Consider the following 18,641-nt stretch of genomic DNA (forward strand, 5'->3'; position numbering starts at 1 on the left):
GCGTGCGCGAGCGGGCCGGGGCCTGAAATCATTGGAAAATGGAGCCCCTCAAAATCATCCAGGTGCCGCCGAGCATGCACGCGACAACCCTTGACGAGCTGTTTGCCGAGAATCACTCGCTGCCCACGGTGCCGAGGGTGGTGCGCGATCTGATCGAGGTTCTGCAGAACGACAACGCCACGCTGTCGCAGGTGGCTCGCAAGATCGACGTCGACCAGGTGCTCACGGCCAAGATGCTGCGCCTGGCCAACTCGCCGTACTACGGCGTGCGCAAGAAGATCTCGACGATCGAGGAAGCCATCCGCATGCTCGGCCTGTCCTCGATCCGGACGCTGGTGGTCAGCTCGAACCTCGCAGGCGCTTTCAAGCGGATCCCCAACGTCGATCTGCCGACGTTCTGGCGCCACAGCCTGCGCGTCGCTTCCGTCGCGCGCCACCTGGCCGGCACAACGCGCGCCGTCGACCCGAACCTCGCTTTCACCGTGGGCAGCATGCACGCGATCGGCCATCTGATCATGTCCATCGTCATGCCCGAAGAGATGGCCCCGCTCAACGCCTCCTGTCCGATCGATGCCATGAACCGGATCCAGGCCGAGGAGCAGGCTTTCGGCTACCACTTCGGCGACGTCAGCGCCAAGCTGGCTTCGCGCTGGAATTTCTCCGACGAGTTCATCACGGCCCTCGCCGGCTTCGCGCGGCCCATGGACGTGCAGCCCTTCGATCCGCTCGCCGGCATCGTGCACCTGGCCGTCTGGCGGGTGGCGCTGGATCGCGAAGGCCCGGCGGCGATCGAGGCGCTCGAGGGCTGGCCGTCGGAGGTCGCGGAGGCCGCGGAGGTGTCGCGCGAGATGTTCCAGGAGATGCCGGCGCCGGCCGAACTCGCCGCCGACCTCGAGGTCATGATCGCCTGATCTTGTCGAGGCTCGCCGCTCAGCGCGGCTGGGGCCTGTTCACAGGCTCTAAAGCGCCAGCGGCGACGTATCTAGCCCCGCGAACGAGGAATCGAGCTCGCGTCCGTTCAGCACGAAGGTCATCGCGCGGTAGAGCTCGCTCGGCAGCACCGGCTTGTGCAAGAGCGGCACGCCGGTGGCGCGCGCTTCGCGCAGCCGCTGCGGCGCGGTGTCGCCGGTGATCAGGAGCGCCGGCAGTTCGGCGCCGAACTCCGCGCGCAGCGCCGCGATCGCCTCCGCACCGGTGCGCAGCTCGCGCAGGCGGTAGTCGCTGATGACCAGGCCCGGCGGATGGGCGCGCGCAAGCGCCTGCGCCTCCTCGATGGAATCGGCCACATCGCATGCGCAGCCCCAGGCGCCGAGCAGTTGCCTCATGCCGGTGCGCACCGACTCGTCATCGTCGATCACCAGCACGCGCACGTCAAACACGCGCGCGGCGCTGGGCGCGGTGTCGGCGCTGCCGGCCACCACGCCGATCAGCGCCACGGGCAGGCTGAGCCTGAAGACGGTGCCGCGCCCCGGCTTCGAGACCAGCGAGAGCTGCTGCCCGAGTGCGCGTGCCAGTCCCTGGGCGATGGCCAGGCCCAGTCCCAGGCCCTTGCGGCGGTCGCGCTCCGCATTGCCGAGCTGATGGAACTCGCGAAAGATCGCCTGGTGCTGCGTGGGCTCGATGCCGATGCCGGTGTCCCACACCTCGACGAGCAACAGGTCGCCGCGCGCGCGGCAGCCCACCAGCACGCCGCCGCGCTCGGTGTAGCGGATCGCGTTCGACACCAGGTTGCGCAGGATCAGGCCCACCAGCGCCGGGTCCGAGTGCACGGCCGCATCGGTTTCGCGCGAACGGTAGACGATGCCCTTGGCGTCGGCCTGGGGCGCGAGTTCGTTCTCGATCTTGTTGAGCAGGGGCTGCAGGTGGAAGGACTGCATCTGCGGCTCGACCACGCCGGCCTCGATGCGCGAGAAGTCGAGCAGGGTGTCGAGCATCTCGGCCGAGGCCTGCCATGTGGCGCGCGCGTTGGCCAGCGCGTCGTACTGGCCGGCCGAGAGCTTGCTGCGCGCCAGCACTTCGAGGAACAGGCCCTGCGCATGGATCGGCTGGCGCAGGTCGTGGCTGGCCGCGGCGAGAAATCTGGACTTGGCGAGATTGGCTTCTTCGGCCGCGCGGTGCGCCGCCTGCGCATGCTCGGTCTCGACGCGCAGGCGCTCGATCAGCTCGAGGTTCTCGAAGCGCAGCCCGATCGCCGCGCGCGCCGCCCGCGAGCCATTGCGTGCCTGTCCCAGCAGTGCTGCGGTGTAGAGGATCGCGGCCACGCCCAGCGCGTCGTACGCCGGGTCGTCCATGGTCCACAGCTTCGCCCCCAGCACGATCAGCTCGGCGGCGCCGAAGACGATGAAGACCGGCAGTATCGGCGCCAGGGAGGACATCGAGCTGCCCGCGACGCCCGCGAGCACGGCCACCACCAGGATGCTGCCGGCGACGGTGGTGGTGCCCAGCGCGGCCCAGGCCAGCGCGCCCCAGACCACGCCGTCGATCGCATTGAGCACCATCTTGTGCCGCAGCAGCCGGCGTGCACGCTCGGGACTGATCTCGGAAGCCAGCCAGCGCCGCGCCTCCCACGCCAGGTACAGCTTCAGCACCACGATGGCAGCGCACCAGGCGCGCAGCGCCACTGCGTTGCGCTCGTTGGAGAGCACCCACACCAGCAGCAGCGCGACCAGGATGGTCGGAATGACCGAGCTGCCGATATTGCCCAGCTGCAGCCGCAGCTGCTCGACCAGCATGCGCTCTTCAGGCAGCCGCGACGGTTCTCCCATTAGGAAACCAGGCCCCTGCGCCGCGCGGCGAAGCCGGCTTCCGAGCGGCTCGACACCTGCAGCGCCGCGAGCACCGCCTGCACGTGGCCGCGCACCGTGTTCTCCGAGAGATTGAGCCGGCGCCCGATCACCTTGTTCGAAAGCCCCTGGCACATCAGGTCGAGCACCTCGCTCTGGCGCGGCGTCAGAAGCTGCCGTGAGGCATCGGCTTCGCCTGCCGGCACGAGCATCGAGGACGATGCGGGCACGACCGGCAGGCCGCGCCGCAGCTGATCGATCACGGCGAGGATCTTGTCGGCCGGCTCGGCCTTGGACACGAAGGCGAGCGCGCCGCGCTCCAGGGCGAGCCGGACGTTGTGGTGCGCGACGTCGGAGGAGAGGATGACCACCGCCGCCTCCGGCCACTTGCGCTTGACCAGCGCGATGCCTTCCAGGCCGTTGAGCCCATGCAGCTGGATGTCCAGCAGGACCAGCGCCGGGCCCTCCATCGGCGAGCGCATGGCCTCCTCGAGCGAAGCCGCCTCCGCCACCTCCAGATCGGCGATGCCCGCGGCAAGCACCATGCGCAGCCCGCAGCGGAACAGCGCGTGGTCGTCGATGAGAAGAATTCTGGGTGGCAGCATGAGGGCGAAGCGATCTCGAAAAGCGCGATCATTCTGCGTCAGTACGGCGGGCCGGCGCCCGGTCCAAATGGACTATTTACCCACCAGCGCGTTGCGACGACCATCGAGTAACCAAAAGTTCACTAACCCCGCCCTTTTCCCCTGTCGAATGAAGCCCCTCATCGAAATCCACCGCATCGGAACGGACGCCTATGGCTACCGCATCAGTGCTCTAGGCACCGATGGGCAGGACAAGAGCGGCAGCGGCGCCTTCGATTCGCTGGAGCACTGCCTGTTCGATGCCGGCGCCTCGCTGGGCACCTATTTCTCACGCGTGGAACTCAATCTCGAGGGCATGTTCCTGGGCTCCTGTTCCACCGACACGCTGCGCCGCAATCCCAAGGGCGTGGCCCAGCGCATCCGGCAGCACTTCCAGCCGGCCTGATCAACTCTCTTTCAGCGCCGAGTCCGGCGGCCGTAGTGGGCGCTCCTGCAGCCGCAGATGCGCGACACTGTCGGTCGATGCAGTCCGCTTCCACTTCCGGTGCCATGCCCGTTCCTTCGCTGCAGCGCCCGACGCTGCGCTTCCTGTTCGCACACCCCGCGCACCTGATCGCGCTGGGCTTCGGTGCCGGCCTGCCGCGGCGCGCGCCGGGCACGGTGGGCACGCTGTGGGCCTGGGTCGCCTTCCTGGTCATGCAGCGCTGGCTGTCGACGCCGGCGATCGGCTGGGTGATCCTCGTTTCGCTGCCGATCGGCTGGTGGGCCTGCACGGTGACCGCGCGCCACATGAACATCGCCGACCCGGGCAGCATCGTGTGGGACGAGGTGGTCGCCTTCTGGCTGATCTTGTGGCTGGTGATGCCGGCCGGCCTGCTGGCGCAGGCCATCGCGTTCGCGCTGTTCCGCTTCTTCGATGCCGCCAAGCCCGGGCCGGTGGGCTGGGCCGACAAGCTGTTCAAGCAGCGCGACAGCGCACCGGGCGCGGTGCGCTGGGGCGCGGCGGGCTTCGGCATCCTCTTCGACGACCTGGTGGCCGCCTTCTGCACCCTGCTGGTGATCGCGGCCTGGCGCGCATGGTGAGCTACACGATGAACGAATCCGAACACGACACGCCTGCGCTGGCGGGCCTCCTGGCCGAGCTGCTGCAGCAGAAGGGCTGGATGCTCGCCACTGCCGAAAGCTGCACCGGCGGGCTGATCGCCGGCGCCTGCACCGAACTGTCGGGCTCCAGCCTCTGGTTCGAGCGCGGCTTCGTCACATATTCCAATGCGGCGAAGACCGAGCTGCTGGGCGTCGACGCGGCGCTGATCGCGGCGCACGGCGCGGTCAGCGAGCCGGTCGTGCGCGCGATGGCCGAGGGTGCGCTGACGCGCTCGCAGGCGCAGGCCGCGGTGTCGGTGACCGGCGTGGCCGGCCCCACCGGCGGCACGGCCGAGAAGCCGGTCGGCACGGTCTGGTTCGGCTGGTCGGTGGCGGGCCGCGTGCACACCGAACACCGCCGCTTCGATGGCGATCGCGCCGCGGTGCGCGCCGCCACCGTGCGGCATGCGCTGCAGACGCTGGTGAACCTGGTTCGCGCAGCCTAGGCTACGATGCCCGCCCATGCACAACGAAGAAGCCATCCAGCGCCTCTACCAGGCCTTCGCGAAGCTCGATGCCGAGACGATGGCCGCCTGCTACGCGCCGGATGCGCGCTTCGACGACGAGGCCTTCTCGCTCAAGGGCGCGCGCGAGGTCGGCGGCATGTGGAAGATGCTCTGCGAGGCCACGCGCGCCAAGGGCGCCGATGTCTGGAAGCTCAGCTGGCGCGACGTGAAGGCCGACGCCTCCACCGGCAGCGCGCACTGGGATGCGCACTACCGCTTCAGCACCACCGGCCGCATCGTCGACAACTCGATCGACTCCAGCTTCACCTTCACGCCCGAAGGCCTGATCGCCACCCAGCGCGACCGCTTCGATTTCTGGACCTGGTCGCGCCAGGCGCTCGGCACGCCGGGCCTGCTGCTCGGCTGGACGCCGATGCTCAAGAACAAGGTGCGCGCCGGCGCCGCGAAGAACCTGGCCGCCTACATGGCCCGCAATCCATGACCGACATCACGATCACCAACCAACCCGAGCGGCACCGCTACGAGGCCCACATCGACGGCCAGCTCGCCGGCTATTGCGAATACAACCTGCTCAGCGAAGCGGTGATGTTCACCCACACCGAGGTCATGCCCGAGCACGAAGGCAAGGGCGTGGGCTCGGCCATCGCCAGGCACGTGCTCGACGAGGCGCGGGCCCATTGCAAGCAGGTGATCCCGGTGTGCCAGTTCATCGCGGGCTGGATCCGCAAGCACCGCGAGTACGCCGAGCTGGTGCGGCCCGACGTTCAGCGCGCCTTCAAGATCTGAGCGCCGCGCCAGGTTTCGGCAGCCAGGCGAAGGCCGCCGCCCCGGCCACCAGCAGGACCGCGATGGTGGCCAGCACCACCTTGAAGGTCTCGATGCCATAGGCCGCGGCCACCGAGGCCGCCACGCCGGTGAGCCACTGCATCAGCGCCACGCCGAGGAACATCGCCATCGTGAACACCGCCATCGCGCGGCCGGTGAGCGCCGTTGGGTAGGCGACCCGCACGTCGGCGTATTGCCAGACGATGAAGCCGGAAATGAGGCCGATCAGCATGGTGGCCGCGATGTCGATCCAGGCCGCGTTCAGGAAGGCGATGACGGCGAACAAGCCCGCATACGCGAGGCTGCACGCCACGATCCGGCGCCGCCGTGCCGGGCCGTCGCGGTCCAACCGGCCGAACAGCGGCGGACCGACGAGCGAAATGACGGAAACGATCAACGCCACGTTGCCGCTCTGCACCAGCGAGTAGCCATGGCGCTCGACCAGCAGCGGCCCGAGCCACAGCCCGCGCAGCGAGATGAAGGCGGCATAGGTCACGGCGCCGAGCAGCAGGATGCCCAGCGTGTGCGGCATCGCGAACAGCGTGCCGAACTGGCGCAGCGCCGCCGGCACCGATTCCTTCGGCTGCGAGCCTTCGCGTGCCGGCTCGCGCACCCACAGCAGGATCGCCAGCCAGGCCAGCACCGAAGCCGCGCCGAGCACGACGAAGCCCGCGCGCCACGAATGCGCCTGCACCAGCCACGCGAGCGGCGTGCCGGTCGCGAGCATGCCCACGCCGCCGATGCCAAGCACTAGCCCCGAAACCGAGGCGAAGCGCGCGGCCGGAAAGTGCCGCGCGATGAACACCGTGCACACCAGGAAGGCCGGCGCGCAGCCGACGCCGATCAGCACCTGGCCGGCCACCAGCACGAGGTAGTCGGCGGACAGCGCCGAGACCACCGCGCCGACGATGGCGAGCGGAAAGGCCGTCAAGACCGTGCGGCGCACGCCGTACAGATCGATGCCGATGCCCATCAAGAGCTGCATCGCGCCGAAGGCAAAGTGGAAAGAGCCCGAAAATACGCCCAGCGCCTGCGCCGAGAGCTTGAAATCCGCCTGCAGCTGCACGGCCATGATCGCGCCCACCGTGCGGAAGGCCTGGCTCAAGGCGAAGGCGGTGCACAGCGCCAGCACCATGCCCCAGGCGCGGCGCGAGGTCAGCTCAACTGGCACCGTGGCATTTCTTGTATTTTTTTCCGCTCCCGCAGGGGCAGGGGTCGTTCCGACCAGGAGTCGCTTCCTTGCGGATCGTCTCCACGCGCGGGCCCATGCTGCGCCAGAGCTGGCGCAGGTCGTACACGGCCCAGATCGCGGCACCGAAATCGTCCACGCGCTGCTGGCTCACGCTCGGCGGGCCGTCTTCGCTGTACATCGAAACCTCGGGTTTCGCGCGGTCGTCCTCGGTCAGGGTGACGATGGTGTCGAGCGCCTCGTCGAGCATCTGCGCCGCCTCCTTGTCGCGCGGCGGCGCCCAGTCCTCGGGCCAGTTCTCGACCGCGAACATGAAGCCGAGCGCCCAGACCTGCGCAAAGGACGGGATGGCCTCGCCCTCCATCCCGGTGCGCTCCTCCTCGGGCAGCGCCGCAATCGCGCCGCGCGTATCCAGCACTTCGGGCTGCCAGGTGCGTTCGTCGTCGAGCGACTGCACGTCGGCGTCGAGCCCGGTTTCGATCTCGCGCCAGCGCCGCTTCCAGCGCCAGACGAATTCCATGTGCTGCGCCGGCACGAAGCTCTCGCCCAGCAGAACCGGCCAGTATTCGGCCGGCTCGATGGGCCGGCGCGTGCACACCAGCGCGGCCATGAAGCCCTCGCAGAACTCCCATTGCGGAGTCTCGTCGTCGTGCTCGCGCATGGCGTCGAGCGCCTGGTCGAGGGCGTCGAAATCGTCGGGGCCGAGGGGTGCGTTGTCGGGCGAGGAGGCGGGCGTCGGGGAGTCGATGGTCGTCATGGCGTTGCGGCTGCAGCCCTCTATGATGCAGCAAGGCTTTGGGGGACTCACCATTTCAACACCGACGATTCCGTCGTTTCCGACGCGTTACAGCGCCTTTGCGCTGTGCGCGCTCGGCCTGATCGCCAGCCTGCCAGCCTCATGAACCCTGTCAAACGAGGTACGCGCGTGCAGACGCGCAAGGGCCAGGCTTCGGCGCCGGCGCCGCTGGAGGCGAGCACGCCGCCGCTGGAACCCGGCGATTACGCGGAATTCCTGCGCACCATGCTGCCGCAGCAGCAGAAGGCGGTGGCCAGCCATCGTCTCGGCAGCGAGCGCGTCTGGCTCAAGAAGGCCGGCCCGCCCCACGGCAAGCTGGGCTACCACCTGATGGCGGCGGTTGCCGGCCTGCTGCGGCTGGACGTGCTGACGCCGGTGCCCAATCCGGGCGGCGAGGCGGCCATCGCCACCGAGGCGCGGCGCCTGCGTGCGCTGGGCGCCGCGGGCCTGCGCGTGCCGGCGGTGCTGGCCCAGCAGCCCGACGGCCTGCTGATCTCCGACCTCGGCGGGAGCGGCCGGCCGCCGGTGGTGCTGCAGGAACGGCTCGACCAGGCCGCGGCTGCGGGCCCGGTCGCACTGCTCTCGGTCTGGCGCGAAGGCCTGGCCGCCATCGCCACCGTCCATGCGCACGGCGCCTACCTGAGCCAGGCCTTCGATCGCAACCTCGTGCGATGCCCGGACGGCGTCATCGGCTACATCGATTTCGAGGACGATCCGGGCGAGACCTTGCCGCTGGCCGAATGCCAGGTGCGCGACTGGCTCAGCTACCTGCATTCCACCGCCATGCTGGTGCGCGCGGCTTCGCCGCAGGCGGCCGGTGCGCGCTGGCACGCGGCGATGGCAGATGAAAGCGACGAGGTGCGCGAGCGGCTAGCCCTGGCGGCACGCCGCATGCGCTGGCTGCGGCATCTGCCGGCCGGCCGACGCTGGGGCCGGGACACGCAGCGTTCGCGCGCGGTGGCGCGGCTGCTGGCGCGCTGGTACGGCCATGAGCTGCCCGCGCCGCCGACGACGAACTAAGCCGCCGGCAGCCGGCAATTCTTCATCAACGCTCCCGCACGGCGCGGCGCAGCACCTGCGTGACCGGCTCCACCAGGTATTGAAGTGGCGTGCGCTCGTCTCCCTTGACGTAGATCTCGGCCGGCATGCCGGCCAGCAGTTTCAGGTCCCCTGCCGTCGCCAATGAAGCCGGGTCGGCCTCGACCAGCACCGAGTAGTAAGGGGCATTGGTCGCGCGATCGATCAGACGGTCGGCCGAAACGTAGACCACCTTGCCACGCACCAGCTGCGTGGTGCGGTACGTCCTGGCGTTGGTGACAGCGGAAAGATGCGCCAGGTAGGCGGCAATTTGTGTCTAGGTGGAAGACTCCAGCCACTGCGCCCTAGTGAGTTGGAGTTCAAGCGTATCGACACCCGACCCGCCCGTGTACACGTCCTTCGTGCCCGCCGCGAGGTTTTCGCTCACGTTGTAGATCAGCGTGTCGCTCCCCGAGCCCCCGTTGAGCTGGTCGCTGCCGCTGCCGCCGTCGAGGGTGTCGGATCCCGCTCCACCATTCAGCGAATCATTCCCGCTACCGCCATCGACGCTGTCATCGCCGTTGCCGCTGTTGATGGTGTCGTTGCCGACGGTGCCTGTGAGGTTGTCGTCTCCGTTGGACCCGGTCATGGTCGCCATGTTTTTCCTTGAAGAGCACCGGGAATGCCGGCGATATGAAGACCATCATCAAGGTCATCGCTCTCAAGCGCATGGGATGGATGTCCTCCTTTCCTCGTCGACAAGCACCGGAACGGTTCAGATGAAAGCAGTACTTTTGCCCTGGCAACGCCGTCATGTCGGAGCCGCTTCGTCGCCGGCCGCCGCGCTGCGCGCGTCGAGCGGGTAGTGGGCCTGCCCTAGATCCCCGAGACTGCAACACCCAGCGCCGCCAGCCGCCTGCGCATCGCGAGCACCGCCCGGTCCTTGCTCAGGAGCCGCGCGCGATGCGCCACCGCAAGGTCAATGAAGATCTGGTCGTCGGGGTCGCTGCAGGTGCAGGGCGCGCGCGCCGGCGCCTCGCTCACCGGCCCCACCCGGCGGTCGAAGGCCGCCAGCACGCTTTCGGCATCGCGGCCGTTCTGCGCCAGGCGCGCGGCGATCAGGCGATAGCCGAGCACGCGCGCGAACTCGTCGCGCATCGCCGCGGTGGCGAGCCAGCGCAGCTCGCCGGCATCGAGGGCCGCGGCGAGCGGCAGGCAGGCGGGGTCGTCGAAGACCAGCAGGTCGAGGGCGATGTTGGTGTCGATCACGATGCTCATGTGCTCGCTGCTGCTTCTTCTTCCATTCTGTCGTCAGTCACTAGAGTTCGACCGTATAGCCGTCGTCCAGTATGCGGGCCAGGTCGGTGTCCTTGATCCAGCCGAAGCCGCCCGATCCCCATCCCGTTCCCCAGTCGTTGGCGAACTTGAACTCCGCGGTCTTCGCGTCATAGCCGACGATGGTGATCGTCTTTCTCCCAAGGTCGCGCAGCGGCAGCTTGATGGTTACCCGACCTTCTTTGGACACGTGATCGAAGTCCTCCGTCACCTGCACGGTCAGCGCGACGACCTTCTTCTCGCGCAGCGCGTTCAGGATGGCCGTGATGGACTTTGCCTGCGCATAGCTCTTGAGCTTGAAGGCAGGCTTCTTGCCGACGGGCACGGTTTTCTGATCGTAAGGCCAGTCCTTCTCGAGGTAGACCCCCTCCTCCTTGGCGGCCTTCACGGCACCGAGCAAGGACGAGCCTTCATAGTTCTCGCCGGGCCACTCGTCGTATTTCTTCGACAGCACATAGATGCCGCGCGGCGAGACGACCACCTCCTTGCCGGCCTCGCTGGCCGCCGCCTGGATGGCATAGGCCACCGAGAAGCCGACGGTCGTGCCTTCGGGGCCCGTGTCGCCGATCTTGCCGATGGCGGACGAAAGATCGATCTCGTCCTGCCGCGGATCGGCGGTTTGCGGCCGGTATTGCGGCGGCAGTACCGGCTTGCCGAGTTCCATCTTGAACGGCCCCAGTTCGGCCTTGCCCTCGGTGGACTGCGCGAAGCGGGTGATGAGCCCGCCCAGCGTGTCATGGAAAAGATAGGCAACGACCAGCACGACCAGCGGCCAGGAAACGAGCACTGGCAGCAAAAGCCTGGCCCATTCCAGTGCCGCACTCGAATATGCAGGCGCGTCCTTGGCTTCCGGGGGTGTCGGCTTGGAGGTGGCCATGCCTCGAGCGCTCAGAAGCCCCGCAGATCGTCCACCGGCAGCGCGAGCTCGGCGCCCGTGATGCGCTTGAGGGTGCGCGTGACGACGTCGATGTCGTTGTCGAAGCCGCCATGTGCCGCAGCTTGCAGCACGGGCCGGCCCGCCGCATCCTTCGCGACCTGGACGCGCTCGTCCTTGACCCGCCTGGTGCGGCTGTCGAGCCTGGCGGCCTGGCGCCAGAGCGCGAGCGCTTCGCCCGTGTCGCAGGAGCCGTCCCAGCCGGAGTAGGCCTCGTCGTGGATGCGGTCCAAGCCCAGGATCGGCGTGTTCGCCTTCTTCAGCGAAGGGAAGAGCTCCGCGTCGCCGCCCAGCGCATTCGCGAGTGCGCGGCGCAGCCGCTCCACATCGTCGCCAACGCTTCCCTTGCTCATCAGGATGTGCATCGCAGCTCCTCCTCGGGCGGCAGTGGCAGCCGCGCGTCGCATGGTGATGCGCGCGGATGCGGGTGTCCATCTCACGAAATGGGTAGACCTTCGGTCAAAGAGTAGACCTTCCGCTTAGCCTTGGGACTGTTGCGCGCGCCGCCTATGATTTGCGCTGGCGCGGCCCTTGCGTGGGTTGCACGCAAACGTTTCTCCTGGAGGGCCTTCCATGAAACCTGTCTCCGAACTGCTCAAGCGTCGCGACTCGGCTGTCTGGCGCATCGAACCGGGCGCCACGATGTTCGACGCGCTGGAGGCGCTGGCCCGTCACGAGGTCGGCGCGCTCATGGTGATGTCGCACGACAAGCTGGTCGGCGTGATCTCCGAACGCGACTACACGCGCAAGGTGGCGCTGCAGGGCCGGAACTCCAAAGAGGTGCTGGTCGCCGAGCTCATGACGCCCGACGTGCTGACCGTGACGCCGGCCACCCGCACGCGCGAGTGCATGACGCTGATGAGCCAGAAGCGTATCCGCCACTTGCCGGTGGTCGATGGCGACAGGGTGGTCGGCATGATCTCGATCCGCGACCTGATGGACGACATCATCGCCGACCATGAACAGACCATCGAGCAGCTGCGCACCTACATCCAGAGCTGAGCGCCCCGTTACGCATTCGCGGGATTGAAGGACGCCCCCGTGCGCGGGACGATTCTTCTGCGCGGAAGGTCCGCGAAGAAGGGGCCCTTCATGAAGATTCTGCCGATCCAGGTGCTGGCGTTCGCGCTGGCATTCAACGCGCATGTCGTCCACGCCGATGCGCCGAGCTTCATTGCAGCCGCATCGATCCAGCAGCTCAAGTACGTCTACCTCCGGTGCGCCGAGACATCGTCGAACGAAGTGCTGGACCGCGGCACCGCGGCGCAGTGCTCGCTGGTGGCCGACGCGCTGCGCGACCGCGGCTTCGAAGGCAGTTTCGAGCGGATGCTGCTCTGGTGGCATGTGGCGCGCCAGGCAGGCGCCGAGCGGGCGCGGGAGGACGCTGACCCTGCAGCGACGCCGGCGCTCTTGCGCTAGAAGGGCCTGTTAACGCTATTTGCGGGGTCGCCGGGATCGTCGAACTCGTCCTGGGGCCCGATGGCCAGATCGTCCGAGAGCCGCTTGAGCATGAGGTAGCCCGCGTCGAGCGCTTCGATATAGGTTTCGAACCCGCTCGCGGATTCCATGAGGGACTCGAACTCCATCGAGTTGTCGAAGGACTCGAGGAGCATCCAATAGAAATCGCCATCGTCGTGCTGGTCGACGGTAAGGGCGATGGAAAGAAGTTGACGCGCCATCCGCGGATTCTCAAAAAGCCGTGTGACGCTGCCATAACGCTGCCCGGCGCAGGGTCGCCGGGCGCGCGGATGTCACACAACCGTCATGTCGAACCGGAGCATGGGTCCGGCGCCGGCCAAGAAACCGGCTTGGCCCAGGCCTGATGCGGCAAGCCCTCTTGGCACGAGGCCGCATTCGCAGTTCAATCGGCGGCGGCTCCTAGTCCGAAACAGGTCTTCTGACAAGAGCACCTTTGGAGGAGGTGCGAGAACGTCTGCCTTGCCACACTGCCGGGATGGAAGGAAGTTGCCGTGACAAAGAAAATCCAGCTCAATGACGAACAGTGGAGAACGCTTCAGGCGCTGCGCGAGGCCGCTGCCAAGCGATCCCCCACCGATTCGATCAAGGTTTCCAGCCGCCTGCGGTCCAACGGCTTCGTCGCCTCGGACCAGCGGGGCACCATTTTCCTGACCGACCAGGGCCTCAGCCGGTTGAGCCAGGGACGCTAGGGCCTGTCCCCATGGGCCCCGCCGCGATTGACGACTTCGAGACCGCCGAGATCCAGACGGGCGAAACCCATATCTTTGCGCGCTGGTCCGGCTCCGGCCCGCCGATCCTGCTGTTGCACGGTTTTCCGCAGACACACCTGATGTGGCGCAGCGTGGCGCCGTTGCTGGCCCGCAACTTCACCGTCGTCTGCGCCGATCTTCGCGGCTATGGGCGAAGCGGCTGCCCGGCCTCCGCGCCCGACCACGCGACGTACTCGAAGCGCGCCATGGCGCGCGACATGGCGATCGTCATGGAGCGGCTGGGGTACCCGCACTTCTCGGTTGCCGGACATGACCGCGGCGGCCGTGTCGCCTACCGCATGGCACTCGACCATCCGACCCGCATCGACCGGCTTGCCGTCCTCGACATCCTGCCGACGGAAACGGTGTGGGCCCGCGCCGATGCCCGCTTCGCGCTCGGCTACTGGCCCTGGTCGCTGTTGGCCCAGCCCGAGCCGCTGCCGGAGCGTCTGCTGGCCGCGGCACCCGAGGCCATCCTCGACGCCGCGCTCGGCGAGTGGGGCTCTCCCGCGGAGGTGTTCCCGCCGGCGGTGCGCTCGGCCTATCTGGAGACGCTGCAGGATCCCGAGCGCGTCCATGCCATCTGCGAGGAATACCGCGCGGCCGCGAGCCTCGATCGCACGCACGACCAGGCCGACGTCGCCGGCAGGCGGCGCATGGACTGCCCCGTGCTCGCGCTCTGGGGCGCGCAGGGAGCGCTCGACACCTGGTATCCCGAAGCGGGCGGGCCGCTCGCGCTCTGGCGCGCATGGGCCGGTGACGTGCAGGGCCACGCCATCGATGCCGGCCATTTCTTCCCGGAGGAAGCGCCAGGGCCCACAGCCGAAGCCTTGACCCGCTTCTTCTCGGTGCCGGTTTCGAACCATCCGGCCGGGCCGCTGCTGCACCCCGACCCTCCCTGATCGAAGGGCGCCCTCAGACCCGGTTGCGCGCCGAACCCGCCACCATGTCGAAGCGGAACAGCCGGCACTCGATCGGCCCGTTCCACATCGGCACGCGGCGCGATTCCTTCAGGCGCATGCGCTTGGGCAGCTGGAGGTCGGGCGTCAGCACCCAGGCGGTCCAGCCGGCGTAGTTCTTCTTCCAGTGGCTGGCGAGCTGCACGAAGAACTCGCCGCCGTCTTCGGTCTGCGCCTCTTCGCGGCCGCCGCCCTTGCCGCCGCCTGCCGCCGCGACGCCGCCGACCTCGATGCGCTCGCCGTAGGGCGGATTCAGCACGATCACGCCCGACTCGGCCGGCGGCATGCGCTGCAGCGCGTCGCCGCCCCTGAACTGCACCGCTTCGGCCACGCCGGCGCGCTCGGCATTGCGCTCGGCGAAGTCGACCATGCGGTGCGACACGTCCGAGCCGAAGATCGCGACCCCAGGTGCCGCGGCACGCTGCGCCTCGGCCTTGAGCCCCGACCACACGTGGGCCTGGAAGGGCAGCAGCTTCTCGAAGCCGAAGCGCCTGAGCGACCCGGCGGCGATGCCGCGCGCGATCTGCGCCGCCTCGATCGCGATCGTGCCGCTGCCGCAGCAGGGGTCGTAGAGCGGCTCCCCGGCGACTTCGCCGGTTTCCGGGTTCCACCAGCCGCTGGCGGCCAGCATGGCGGCGGCCAGGGTTTCCTTCAGCGGCGCATCGCCCTTGTCCTGCCGCCAGCCGCGCTTGAAGAGCGGCTCGCCCGAGGTGTCGATGTAGAGCGTGCACTGGTCGGTGGCCAGGTGCGCGAACACGCGCGCGTCGGGCCACTGGGTCTCGATGCTGGGGCGCACGCCGTTCGCCTTGGCGCGGAAGCGGTCGGCGATCGCGTCCTTGATACGCAGCGTGGCGAAGTTGAGGCTGGTGAGCGGGCTGTGCTGCGCCGTGGTCTCGATCTTGAAGGTCTGTTTGGGCGTGAACCAGATCTCCCAGGCCACGCCGCTCGCGATGGCGTAGAGGTCGTTCTCGTTGCGGTACGGCGCGTGGGCCAGTTCGATCAGCACGCGCTGCGCGAGGCGGCTGTGCAGGTTGAGCTTCATGGCTTCGCGCCAGTCGGCACGTACGCGCACACCGCCGCGCAGGGTCAGCAGGTCCTGGCCGACGCGGCCGGTCAGCGCATGCACCTCTTGCGCGAGAAAGTCTTCGACGCCAGCGGCGCAGGGCAGGAAAAGGGAGAGGTCGTTCATGGCGGGATTCGAAGGCCAGTATCCCATGTGGCCCTACCGCGTTTGCGCTATCGCCATGCAAGTCCCCGGTGCGAAAATCGCCGGACCGCGTCGCGAAGGGCTCACATGACCACCAGCGTGCTGATTGTCGAAGACGAACCGGAGTTCATGCGCCGTTTTTCGGACGCGGTGCTGGCGGACCCCGGCCTGCAGCTCATCGCGGCGGTGGCCACCGGGCGCGCGGCGCTGGCGATGCTGGACGCGCAAGCGCCCGACGTCATGCTGGTCGATCTCGGGCTGCCCGACATCGACGGCGTCGAGGTGATCCGCCACGCGGCCCGCCATCGTCCGCAGTGCGACGTGCTGGTGGTCACGATGTTCGGCGACGACCAGCACGTGCTGTCCTCGATCGAGGCCGGCGCCACCGGCTACCTGCTCAAGGACGCCGGGGCCGACCGCATTGCCGCCAGCATCCACGAAGTGCGCGCCGGCGGCTCGCCCATCAGCCCGAGCATCGCGCGTCGCGTGCTGGCGCGCTTCCGCGTCAGCGCCCAGCCGGCGCCCGCGACGCAGCCGCCCACGCCCGAAGCGCCCTCGCCCCTGACCGAACGCGAGACCGAGATCCTGCGCCTCACGGCCAAGGGCCTGAGCTTCGACACCATCGGGGAGCTGATCGACATCTCGCCGCACACCGTGGTCGCGCACGTGAAGAAGATCTACCGCAAGCTCGCCGTCCACTCGCGCGGCGAAGCGGTCTACGAAGCGAGCCAGATGGGATTGCTGTGATGCACCGGCTCGCGGTCGCCGTGCTGATGGCGGCCTGCATCGCGGGCATCGCCCATGCGGCATTGCAGGAGCCGCGCCAGGCCTCGGTGTTTGCGGCGCCGCTCGTCACTAGAACCCCACCGCCGGCCGACGCGGCATGGGAAACGGTGACGCTGCCCGACGACGCCGGGTATTCGCGCCCGGACCGCGCAAAAGCGCCCGCCTGGTACCGCGTCGGCTTCGACTATCCCGACGATCCGGCCCGGCAGGCGCAGTGGGCCGCTTACGTGCCCTACTTCTACGACGGCGGCGACCTTTGGCTCAACGGCACCCTGGTCGCGAGCGTGCCCGAGAACACCGAGCAGGTCTACGCGCGCACCTACCGGCCGCAGATGACGGTGTTTCCGGCACCGCTGCTGCGCCCCGACCGCAACGAGCTGGCGATCCGCGTCGCGGCCCCCAAGGGCTACCCGCTGCGCTTCCCGCGCGTCGCCGTCGGGCCGCAAACCGAGCTCCAGCCGCTGCACGACCGGCGCCTGTTCTGGACCCGCACCGTGCCCGAGCTCACGGTGCTCGTCTCCGTGCTGGTCGCCGGCTTCGTGGTGTTCATCTGGTGGCGCCGCCGCAGCGAGGTGCTCTATGGGCTCTTCGGCCTTGCGGCCGCGCTGTGGGCCACCCGCACCATGACCTTCCTGATCGATGCGATGCCCATGGCCCAATGGCAGTGGTGGCGCGTGATCTACAACAGCGCCACGGGCGGCTTCGTGATCGTGATGGCGGTGTTCACGTTGCGCTATGCCGGCGTCCATCGGCCCGGACTGGAGCGCGGCCTGGTGGCTTACTGGCTGCTGGGCCCGCTCAGCTTCGCGCTCGGCGGCTTCGCGGCGGAGCCGTTCGTGGCGCGCTACTGGCTGGGCGGCATGATGGGGGTCGGCCTGCTGATCATCGCGACCTCGATCGGTTATGCGCGCCGCCGCGGCACCCTGACCTCTGCGGCACTGTCCGCCGTGATGGCCTTTGCGGTGCTGGTGGGCGTGCACGACTACCTGATCACCTGGGACCCGCGCCTGCTCGGGCGCTTCCTGCCGGAATGGGTCGGGCATCGCATCCACCTGCTGCATTTCGGCTCGAACATGCTGCTGCTGGCGATGGCAGCCCTTCTGACGGCGCGCTTCCTGCGCACGCTGCACTCGCTGGAGGACCTGAACCGCACGCTGGAAACGCGCGTCGCCGACCGCGAGCGAGCGCTGGCGGCCAACTACGAGCGGCTGGCCGCACTGGAGCGCGAGCATGCCGCATCGGAAGAGCGCCAGCTGATCATGCGCGACCTGCACGACGGCCTGGGCTCGCAGCTCTTCACCTCGCTGTCGCGCGTGGAGCGCGGCGACATGGACGACGGCCAGATCGCCACCGCGCTGCGCAGCTGCATCGCCGACATGCGGCTCGCGCTCGATGCGCTGGCCTCCGACGAGCACAACCTCGGCGCCGCGCTCGGCAACTTCATGTTCCGCTGGGAGGCGCAGCTGATCGCGGCCGGCGTACGCCCGCGCTGGGACATCGACCTGCCCGACGATGCGATGCCCCTGGCGCCGCACGCCGCGCTGCAGCTGCTGCGCGTGGCGCAGGAGGCGCTGACCAATGTGCTCAAGCATGCGCGGGCCACGCGGGTCGAGGTGCGGCTGCGCCAGCTCGGCGACATGCTCGAAATGGAAGTCGAAGACGACGGCCATGGCCTGGTCGGCGAACCCCGGCGCCAGGGCCACGGCCTCGGCAACATGCGCTCGCGGGCCCAGCGGCTCGGCGGTGCGCTCGAAGTGCGCTCGGGTCCGACCGGCACCTGCGTCGTGCTGCGCCTGCCGATGACGGCGCCGGTCGCCTGAGCGCTGTCGCGCGGCCCCTCCCGCGAACGCGGGATCCCGAACGCGAAGGCGGCATTTTCCGCGCACGGCTTCCTGCCTAGATTGCATGCACACGCCTTCATCGCGTGTCATCCGAAGGAAGGAAGGCCCCGCATGCAGTTCCAATCCCACGCAGCGTCCAGATACCGGCTCTCGGCGCTCGCCGGAAAAAGCCGGAAAGAAAGCCGCATGCCCCGGCTGCTGCTCGGTTCGGTGGCCCTGGCCGCCATCCTGCTCGTCGGCCTGGCCCTGCTCGGCCACTGGCAAGCCGAGGCCAGCGGCGCCGCGGCGCAGCGCCAGGCCCCGCCTGCGGCCGCCTATCGCAGCAGCGATCCCTCGGTTCCCGCCGCGAGCGAGGTGCTGACCGACCGCACGCCCGAACAGGCCGATCACGTTCCGACCTTCTGATCATGAACAACCAGCTCGCCTCCGACAAAGAAGAGCACGACGCGCCCTGGCTCGTGGTGCCCTTCGTGCTGATGCTGGTGCTGGGCCTCGGCCTGCTGCTGATCGCGCGCTGGAGCATCGGATAGGCGGCTTGCGGGGCGAT

The 18,641-nt window shown here is 68.7% G+C and carries 27 protein-coding genes; 16 read left to right on the plus strand and 11 right to left on the minus strand.

Going from position 1 to position 18,641, the window contains the following annotated elements; genetic code table 11:
- Window positions 1–38 precede the first annotated feature (38 nt).
- Window positions 39–911: an HDOD domain-containing protein gene (locus ACSQ89_RS27160; RefSeq protein WP_436292195.1), complete on the plus strand. Its 873-nt coding sequence runs from the start codon at window positions 39–41 to the stop codon at window positions 909–911.
- Between the two features lie 48 nt (window positions 912–959).
- Here the strand turns inward: ACSQ89_RS27160 and ACSQ89_RS27165 are convergent, their stop codons facing one another.
- Window positions 960–2,765, minus strand: coding sequence for an ATP-binding response regulator (locus ACSQ89_RS27165; protein WP_436292194.1), 1,806 nt, complete (start codon window positions 2,763–2,765; stop codon window positions 960–962).
- Entirely contained in the window at window positions 2,765–3,388 is a 624-nt protein-coding gene (locus tag ACSQ89_RS27170) for a response regulator (RefSeq protein WP_436292193.1), read from the minus strand. Before ACSQ89_RS27170 ends, ACSQ89_RS27165 begins: the two co-directional genes overlap by 1 nt.
- 148 nt (window positions 3,389–3,536) lie before the next feature.
- Here ACSQ89_RS27170 and ACSQ89_RS27175 point away from each other — a divergent pair, with 148 nt between their 5' ends.
- The 5 genes from ACSQ89_RS27175 to ACSQ89_RS27195 all read left to right on the plus strand — a co-directional run bounded on the left by ACSQ89_RS27175 (window position 3,537) and on the right by ACSQ89_RS27195 (window position 5,763).
- Window positions 3,537–3,812 (plus strand): hypothetical protein, encoded by a 276-nt coding sequence (locus ACSQ89_RS27175; protein ID WP_093110019.1) that lies wholly within the window; start codon window positions 3,537–3,539, stop codon window positions 3,810–3,812.
- A gap of 104 nt (window positions 3,813–3,916) precedes the next feature.
- Window positions 3,917–4,450 (plus strand): phosphatidylglycerophosphatase A family protein, encoded by a 534-nt coding sequence (locus ACSQ89_RS27180; protein WP_436292192.1) that lies wholly within the window; start codon window positions 3,917–3,919, stop codon window positions 4,448–4,450.
- A gap of 8 nt (window positions 4,451–4,458) precedes the next feature.
- On the plus strand, window positions 4,459–4,956 hold the full coding sequence (locus ACSQ89_RS27185; protein WP_436292191.1) for a CinA family protein: 498 nt from the start codon (window positions 4,459–4,461) through the stop codon (window positions 4,954–4,956).
- 16 nt (window positions 4,957–4,972) lie between these two features.
- Window positions 4,973–5,458, plus strand: coding sequence for a nuclear transport factor 2 family protein (locus ACSQ89_RS27190; protein ID WP_436292190.1), 486 nt, complete (start codon window positions 4,973–4,975; stop codon window positions 5,456–5,458).
- Window positions 5,455–5,763, plus strand: a complete 309-nt coding sequence (locus tag ACSQ89_RS27195) for a GNAT family N-acetyltransferase (RefSeq protein ID WP_436292189.1) — start codon at window positions 5,455–5,457, stop codon at window positions 5,761–5,763. The genes ACSQ89_RS27190 and ACSQ89_RS27195 overlap by 4 nt, the downstream gene beginning before the upstream one ends.
- Here ACSQ89_RS27195 and ACSQ89_RS27200 read toward each other — a convergent pair.
- Together ACSQ89_RS27200 and ACSQ89_RS27205 are read right to left on the minus strand one after the other, a co-directional pair.
- Window positions 5,753–6,937 carry an MFS transporter gene (locus ACSQ89_RS27200; protein WP_436292208.1) on the minus strand — a complete coding sequence of 395 codons (1,185 nt, stop codon included), beginning with the start codon at window positions 6,935–6,937 and terminating at the stop codon, window positions 5,753–5,755. The two genes, ACSQ89_RS27195 and ACSQ89_RS27200, sit on opposite strands and share 11 nt — an antisense overlap.
- Before the next feature lie 25 nt (window positions 6,938–6,962).
- Entirely contained in the window at window positions 6,963–7,748 is a 786-nt protein-coding gene (locus tag ACSQ89_RS27205) for a UPF0149 family protein (protein ID WP_436292188.1), read from the minus strand.
- Here ACSQ89_RS27205 and ACSQ89_RS27210 point away from each other — a divergent pair.
- Window positions 7,747–7,893: a hypothetical protein gene (locus ACSQ89_RS27210; protein WP_436292187.1), complete on the plus strand. Its 147-nt coding sequence runs from the start codon at window positions 7,747–7,749 to the stop codon at window positions 7,891–7,893. The two genes, ACSQ89_RS27205 and ACSQ89_RS27210, sit on opposite strands and share 2 nt — an antisense overlap.
- The gene (locus ACSQ89_RS27215; RefSeq protein WP_436292186.1) at window positions 7,890–8,807 is read left to right on the plus strand and encodes a hypothetical protein; all 918 of its coding nucleotides are present in this window, start codon (window positions 7,890–7,892) and stop codon (window positions 8,805–8,807) included. The genes ACSQ89_RS27210 and ACSQ89_RS27215 overlap by 4 nt, the downstream gene beginning before the upstream one ends.
- A 25-nt stretch (window positions 8,808–8,832) precedes the next feature.
- Here the strand turns inward: ACSQ89_RS27215 and ACSQ89_RS27220 are convergent, their stop codons facing one another.
- The 5 genes from ACSQ89_RS27220 to ACSQ89_RS27240 form a co-directional block, all read right to left on the minus strand.
- On the minus strand, window positions 8,833–9,057 hold the full coding sequence (locus tag ACSQ89_RS27220) for a hypothetical protein (RefSeq protein WP_436296582.1): 225 nt from the start codon (window positions 9,055–9,057) through the stop codon (window positions 8,833–8,835).
- 84 nt (window positions 9,058–9,141) lie between these two features.
- Entirely contained in the window at window positions 9,142–9,462 is a 321-nt protein-coding gene (locus ACSQ89_RS27225; protein ID WP_436292184.1) for a calcium-binding protein, read from the minus strand.
- A 218-nt stretch (window positions 9,463–9,680) separates the two neighbouring features.
- A complete protein-coding gene (locus tag ACSQ89_RS27230; RefSeq protein WP_093110009.1) occupies window positions 9,681–10,082 on the minus strand; it encodes a PIN domain-containing protein in 402 nt (133 codons plus the stop codon).
- Window positions 10,083–10,122: 40 nt separating this feature from the next.
- The gene (locus ACSQ89_RS27235) at window positions 10,123–11,016 is read right to left on the minus strand and encodes a C1 family peptidase (protein WP_436292183.1); all 894 of its coding nucleotides are present in this window, start codon (window positions 11,014–11,016) and stop codon (window positions 10,123–10,125) included.
- Window positions 11,017–11,027: 11 nt separating this feature from the next.
- The gene (locus tag ACSQ89_RS27240) at window positions 11,028–11,438 is read right to left on the minus strand and encodes a hypothetical protein (RefSeq protein ID WP_436292182.1); all 411 of its coding nucleotides are present in this window, start codon (window positions 11,436–11,438) and stop codon (window positions 11,028–11,030) included.
- 208 nt (window positions 11,439–11,646) lie between these two features.
- On the opposite strand from ACSQ89_RS27240, the gene ACSQ89_RS27245 reads away from it, so the two are divergent.
- Window positions 11,647–12,075: a CBS domain-containing protein gene (locus tag ACSQ89_RS27245; RefSeq protein WP_093110007.1), complete on the plus strand. Its 429-nt coding sequence runs from the start codon at window positions 11,647–11,649 to the stop codon at window positions 12,073–12,075.
- A gap of 90 nt (window positions 12,076–12,165) precedes the next feature.
- A complete protein-coding gene (locus ACSQ89_RS27250) occupies window positions 12,166–12,492 on the plus strand; it encodes a hypothetical protein (RefSeq protein ID WP_093110006.1) in 327 nt (108 codons plus the stop codon).
- Here the strand turns inward: ACSQ89_RS27250 and ACSQ89_RS27255 are convergent.
- On the minus strand, window positions 12,489–12,752 hold the full coding sequence (locus ACSQ89_RS27255) for a hypothetical protein (protein ID WP_436292181.1): 264 nt from the start codon (window positions 12,750–12,752) through the stop codon (window positions 12,489–12,491). The genes ACSQ89_RS27250 and ACSQ89_RS27255 overlap by 4 nt on opposite strands.
- Before the next feature lie 291 nt (window positions 12,753–13,043).
- Here ACSQ89_RS27255 and ACSQ89_RS27260 point away from each other — a divergent pair, with 291 nt between their 5' ends.
- Together ACSQ89_RS27260 and ACSQ89_RS27265 are read left to right on the plus strand one after the other, a co-directional pair.
- Window positions 13,044–13,241 (plus strand): hypothetical protein, encoded by a 198-nt coding sequence (locus ACSQ89_RS27260; protein ID WP_093110004.1) that lies wholly within the window; start codon window positions 13,044–13,046, stop codon window positions 13,239–13,241.
- 11 nt (window positions 13,242–13,252) lie between these two features.
- Window positions 13,253–14,203, plus strand: coding sequence for an alpha/beta fold hydrolase (locus ACSQ89_RS27265; protein WP_436296583.1), 951 nt, complete (start codon window positions 13,253–13,255; stop codon window positions 14,201–14,203).
- Window positions 14,204–14,216: 13 nt separating this feature from the next.
- Here ACSQ89_RS27265 and ACSQ89_RS27270 read toward each other — a convergent pair whose 3' ends face one another.
- Window positions 14,217–15,449 (minus strand): THUMP domain-containing class I SAM-dependent RNA methyltransferase, encoded by a 1,233-nt coding sequence (locus ACSQ89_RS27270; protein WP_093110002.1) that lies wholly within the window; start codon window positions 15,447–15,449, stop codon window positions 14,217–14,219.
- A 105-nt stretch (window positions 15,450–15,554) separates the two neighbouring features.
- Between ACSQ89_RS27270 and ACSQ89_RS27275 the strand changes: the two genes are divergently transcribed.
- From ACSQ89_RS27275 to ACSQ89_RS27290, 4 genes are all read left to right on the plus strand, one after another.
- Window positions 15,555–16,214, plus strand: coding sequence for a response regulator (locus ACSQ89_RS27275; protein ID WP_093110001.1), 660 nt, complete (start codon window positions 15,555–15,557; stop codon window positions 16,212–16,214).
- Window positions 16,214–18,073 carry an ATP-binding protein gene (locus tag ACSQ89_RS27280; RefSeq protein ID WP_436292179.1) on the plus strand — a complete coding sequence of 620 codons (1,860 nt, stop codon included), beginning with the start codon at window positions 16,214–16,216 and terminating at the stop codon, window positions 18,071–18,073. Before ACSQ89_RS27275 ends, ACSQ89_RS27280 begins: the two co-directional genes overlap by 1 nt.
- A 132-nt stretch (window positions 18,074–18,205) precedes the next feature.
- Entirely contained in the window at window positions 18,206–18,499 is a 294-nt protein-coding gene (locus tag ACSQ89_RS27285) for a hypothetical protein (protein ID WP_436292178.1), read from the plus strand.
- 2 nt (window positions 18,500–18,501) lie between these two features.
- Entirely contained in the window at window positions 18,502–18,624 is a 123-nt protein-coding gene (locus ACSQ89_RS27290) for a hypothetical protein (protein ID WP_280142663.1), read from the plus strand.
- Window positions 18,625–18,641 lie beyond the last annotated feature (17 nt).

It is taken from the genome of Variovorax sp. LjRoot175 (genome assembly GCF_964253805.1).
GTDB lineage: Bacteria > Pseudomonadota > Gammaproteobacteria > Burkholderiales > Burkholderiaceae_C > Variovorax.

Bases quoted from the DNA above. Each gene is read 5' to 3' on its own strand.
- ACSQ89_RS27160 (WP_436292195.1), top strand. From the start codon at position 39: ATGGAGCCCCTCAAAATCATCCAGGTGCCGCCGAGCATGCACGCGACA.
- ACSQ89_RS27165 (WP_436292194.1), bottom strand. From the start codon at position 2,765: ATGGGAGAACCGTCGCGGCTGCCTGAAGAGCGCATGCTGGTCGAGCAG.
- ACSQ89_RS27170 (WP_436292193.1), bottom strand. From the start codon at position 3,388: ATGCTGCCACCCAGAATTCTTCTCATCGACGACCACGCGCTGTTCCGC.
- ACSQ89_RS27175 (WP_093110019.1), top strand. From the start codon at position 3,537: ATGAAGCCCCTCATCGAAATCCACCGCATCGGAACGGACGCCTATGGC.
- ACSQ89_RS27180 (WP_436292192.1), top strand. From the start codon at position 3,917: ATGCCCGTTCCTTCGCTGCAGCGCCCGACGCTGCGCTTCCTGTTCGCA.
- ACSQ89_RS27185 (WP_436292191.1), top strand. From the start codon at position 4,459: ATGAACGAATCCGAACACGACACGCCTGCGCTGGCGGGCCTCCTGGCC.
- ACSQ89_RS27190 (WP_436292190.1), top strand. From the start codon at position 4,973: ATGCACAACGAAGAAGCCATCCAGCGCCTCTACCAGGCCTTCGCGAAG.
- ACSQ89_RS27195 (WP_436292189.1), top strand. From the start codon at position 5,455: ATGACCGACATCACGATCACCAACCAACCCGAGCGGCACCGCTACGAG.
- ACSQ89_RS27200 (WP_436292208.1), bottom strand. From the start codon at position 6,937: ATGGTGCTGGCGCTGTGCACCGCCTTCGCCTTGAGCCAGGCCTTCCGC.
- ACSQ89_RS27210 (WP_436292187.1), top strand. From the start codon at position 7,747: ATGGCGTTGCGGCTGCAGCCCTCTATGATGCAGCAAGGCTTTGGGGGA.
- ACSQ89_RS27205 (WP_436292188.1), bottom strand. From the start codon at position 7,748: ATGACGACCATCGACTCCCCGACGCCCGCCTCCTCGCCCGACAACGCA.
- ACSQ89_RS27215 (WP_436292186.1), top strand. From the start codon at position 7,890: ATGAACCCTGTCAAACGAGGTACGCGCGTGCAGACGCGCAAGGGCCAG.
- ACSQ89_RS27225 (WP_436292184.1), bottom strand. From the start codon at position 9,462: ATGGCGACCATGACCGGGTCCAACGGAGACGACAACCTCACAGGCACC.
- ACSQ89_RS27230 (WP_093110009.1), bottom strand. From the start codon at position 10,082: ATGAGCATCGTGATCGACACCAACATCGCCCTCGACCTGCTGGTCTTC.
- ACSQ89_RS27235 (WP_436292183.1), bottom strand. From the start codon at position 11,016: ATGGCCACCTCCAAGCCGACACCCCCGGAAGCCAAGGACGCGCCTGCA.
- ACSQ89_RS27240 (WP_436292182.1), bottom strand. From the start codon at position 11,438: ATGCACATCCTGATGAGCAAGGGAAGCGTTGGCGACGATGTGGAGCGG.
- ACSQ89_RS27245 (WP_093110007.1), top strand. From the start codon at position 11,647: ATGAAACCTGTCTCCGAACTGCTCAAGCGTCGCGACTCGGCTGTCTGG.
- ACSQ89_RS27250 (WP_093110006.1), top strand. From the start codon at position 12,166: ATGAAGATTCTGCCGATCCAGGTGCTGGCGTTCGCGCTGGCATTCAAC.
- ACSQ89_RS27255 (WP_436292181.1), bottom strand. From the start codon at position 12,752: ATGGCGCGTCAACTTCTTTCCATCGCCCTTACCGTCGACCAGCACGAC.
- ACSQ89_RS27265 (WP_436296583.1), top strand. From the start codon at position 13,253: ATGGGCCCCGCCGCGATTGACGACTTCGAGACCGCCGAGATCCAGACG.
- ACSQ89_RS27270 (WP_093110002.1), bottom strand. From the start codon at position 15,449: ATGAACGACCTCTCCCTTTTCCTGCCCTGCGCCGCTGGCGTCGAAGAC.
- ACSQ89_RS27275 (WP_093110001.1), top strand. From the start codon at position 15,555: ATGACCACCAGCGTGCTGATTGTCGAAGACGAACCGGAGTTCATGCGC.
- ACSQ89_RS27280 (WP_436292179.1), top strand. From the start codon at position 16,214: ATGCACCGGCTCGCGGTCGCCGTGCTGATGGCGGCCTGCATCGCGGGC.
- ACSQ89_RS27285 (WP_436292178.1), top strand. From the start codon at position 18,206: ATGCAGTTCCAATCCCACGCAGCGTCCAGATACCGGCTCTCGGCGCTC.
- ACSQ89_RS27290 (WP_280142663.1), top strand. From the start codon at position 18,502: ATGAACAACCAGCTCGCCTCCGACAAAGAAGAGCACGACGCGCCCTGG.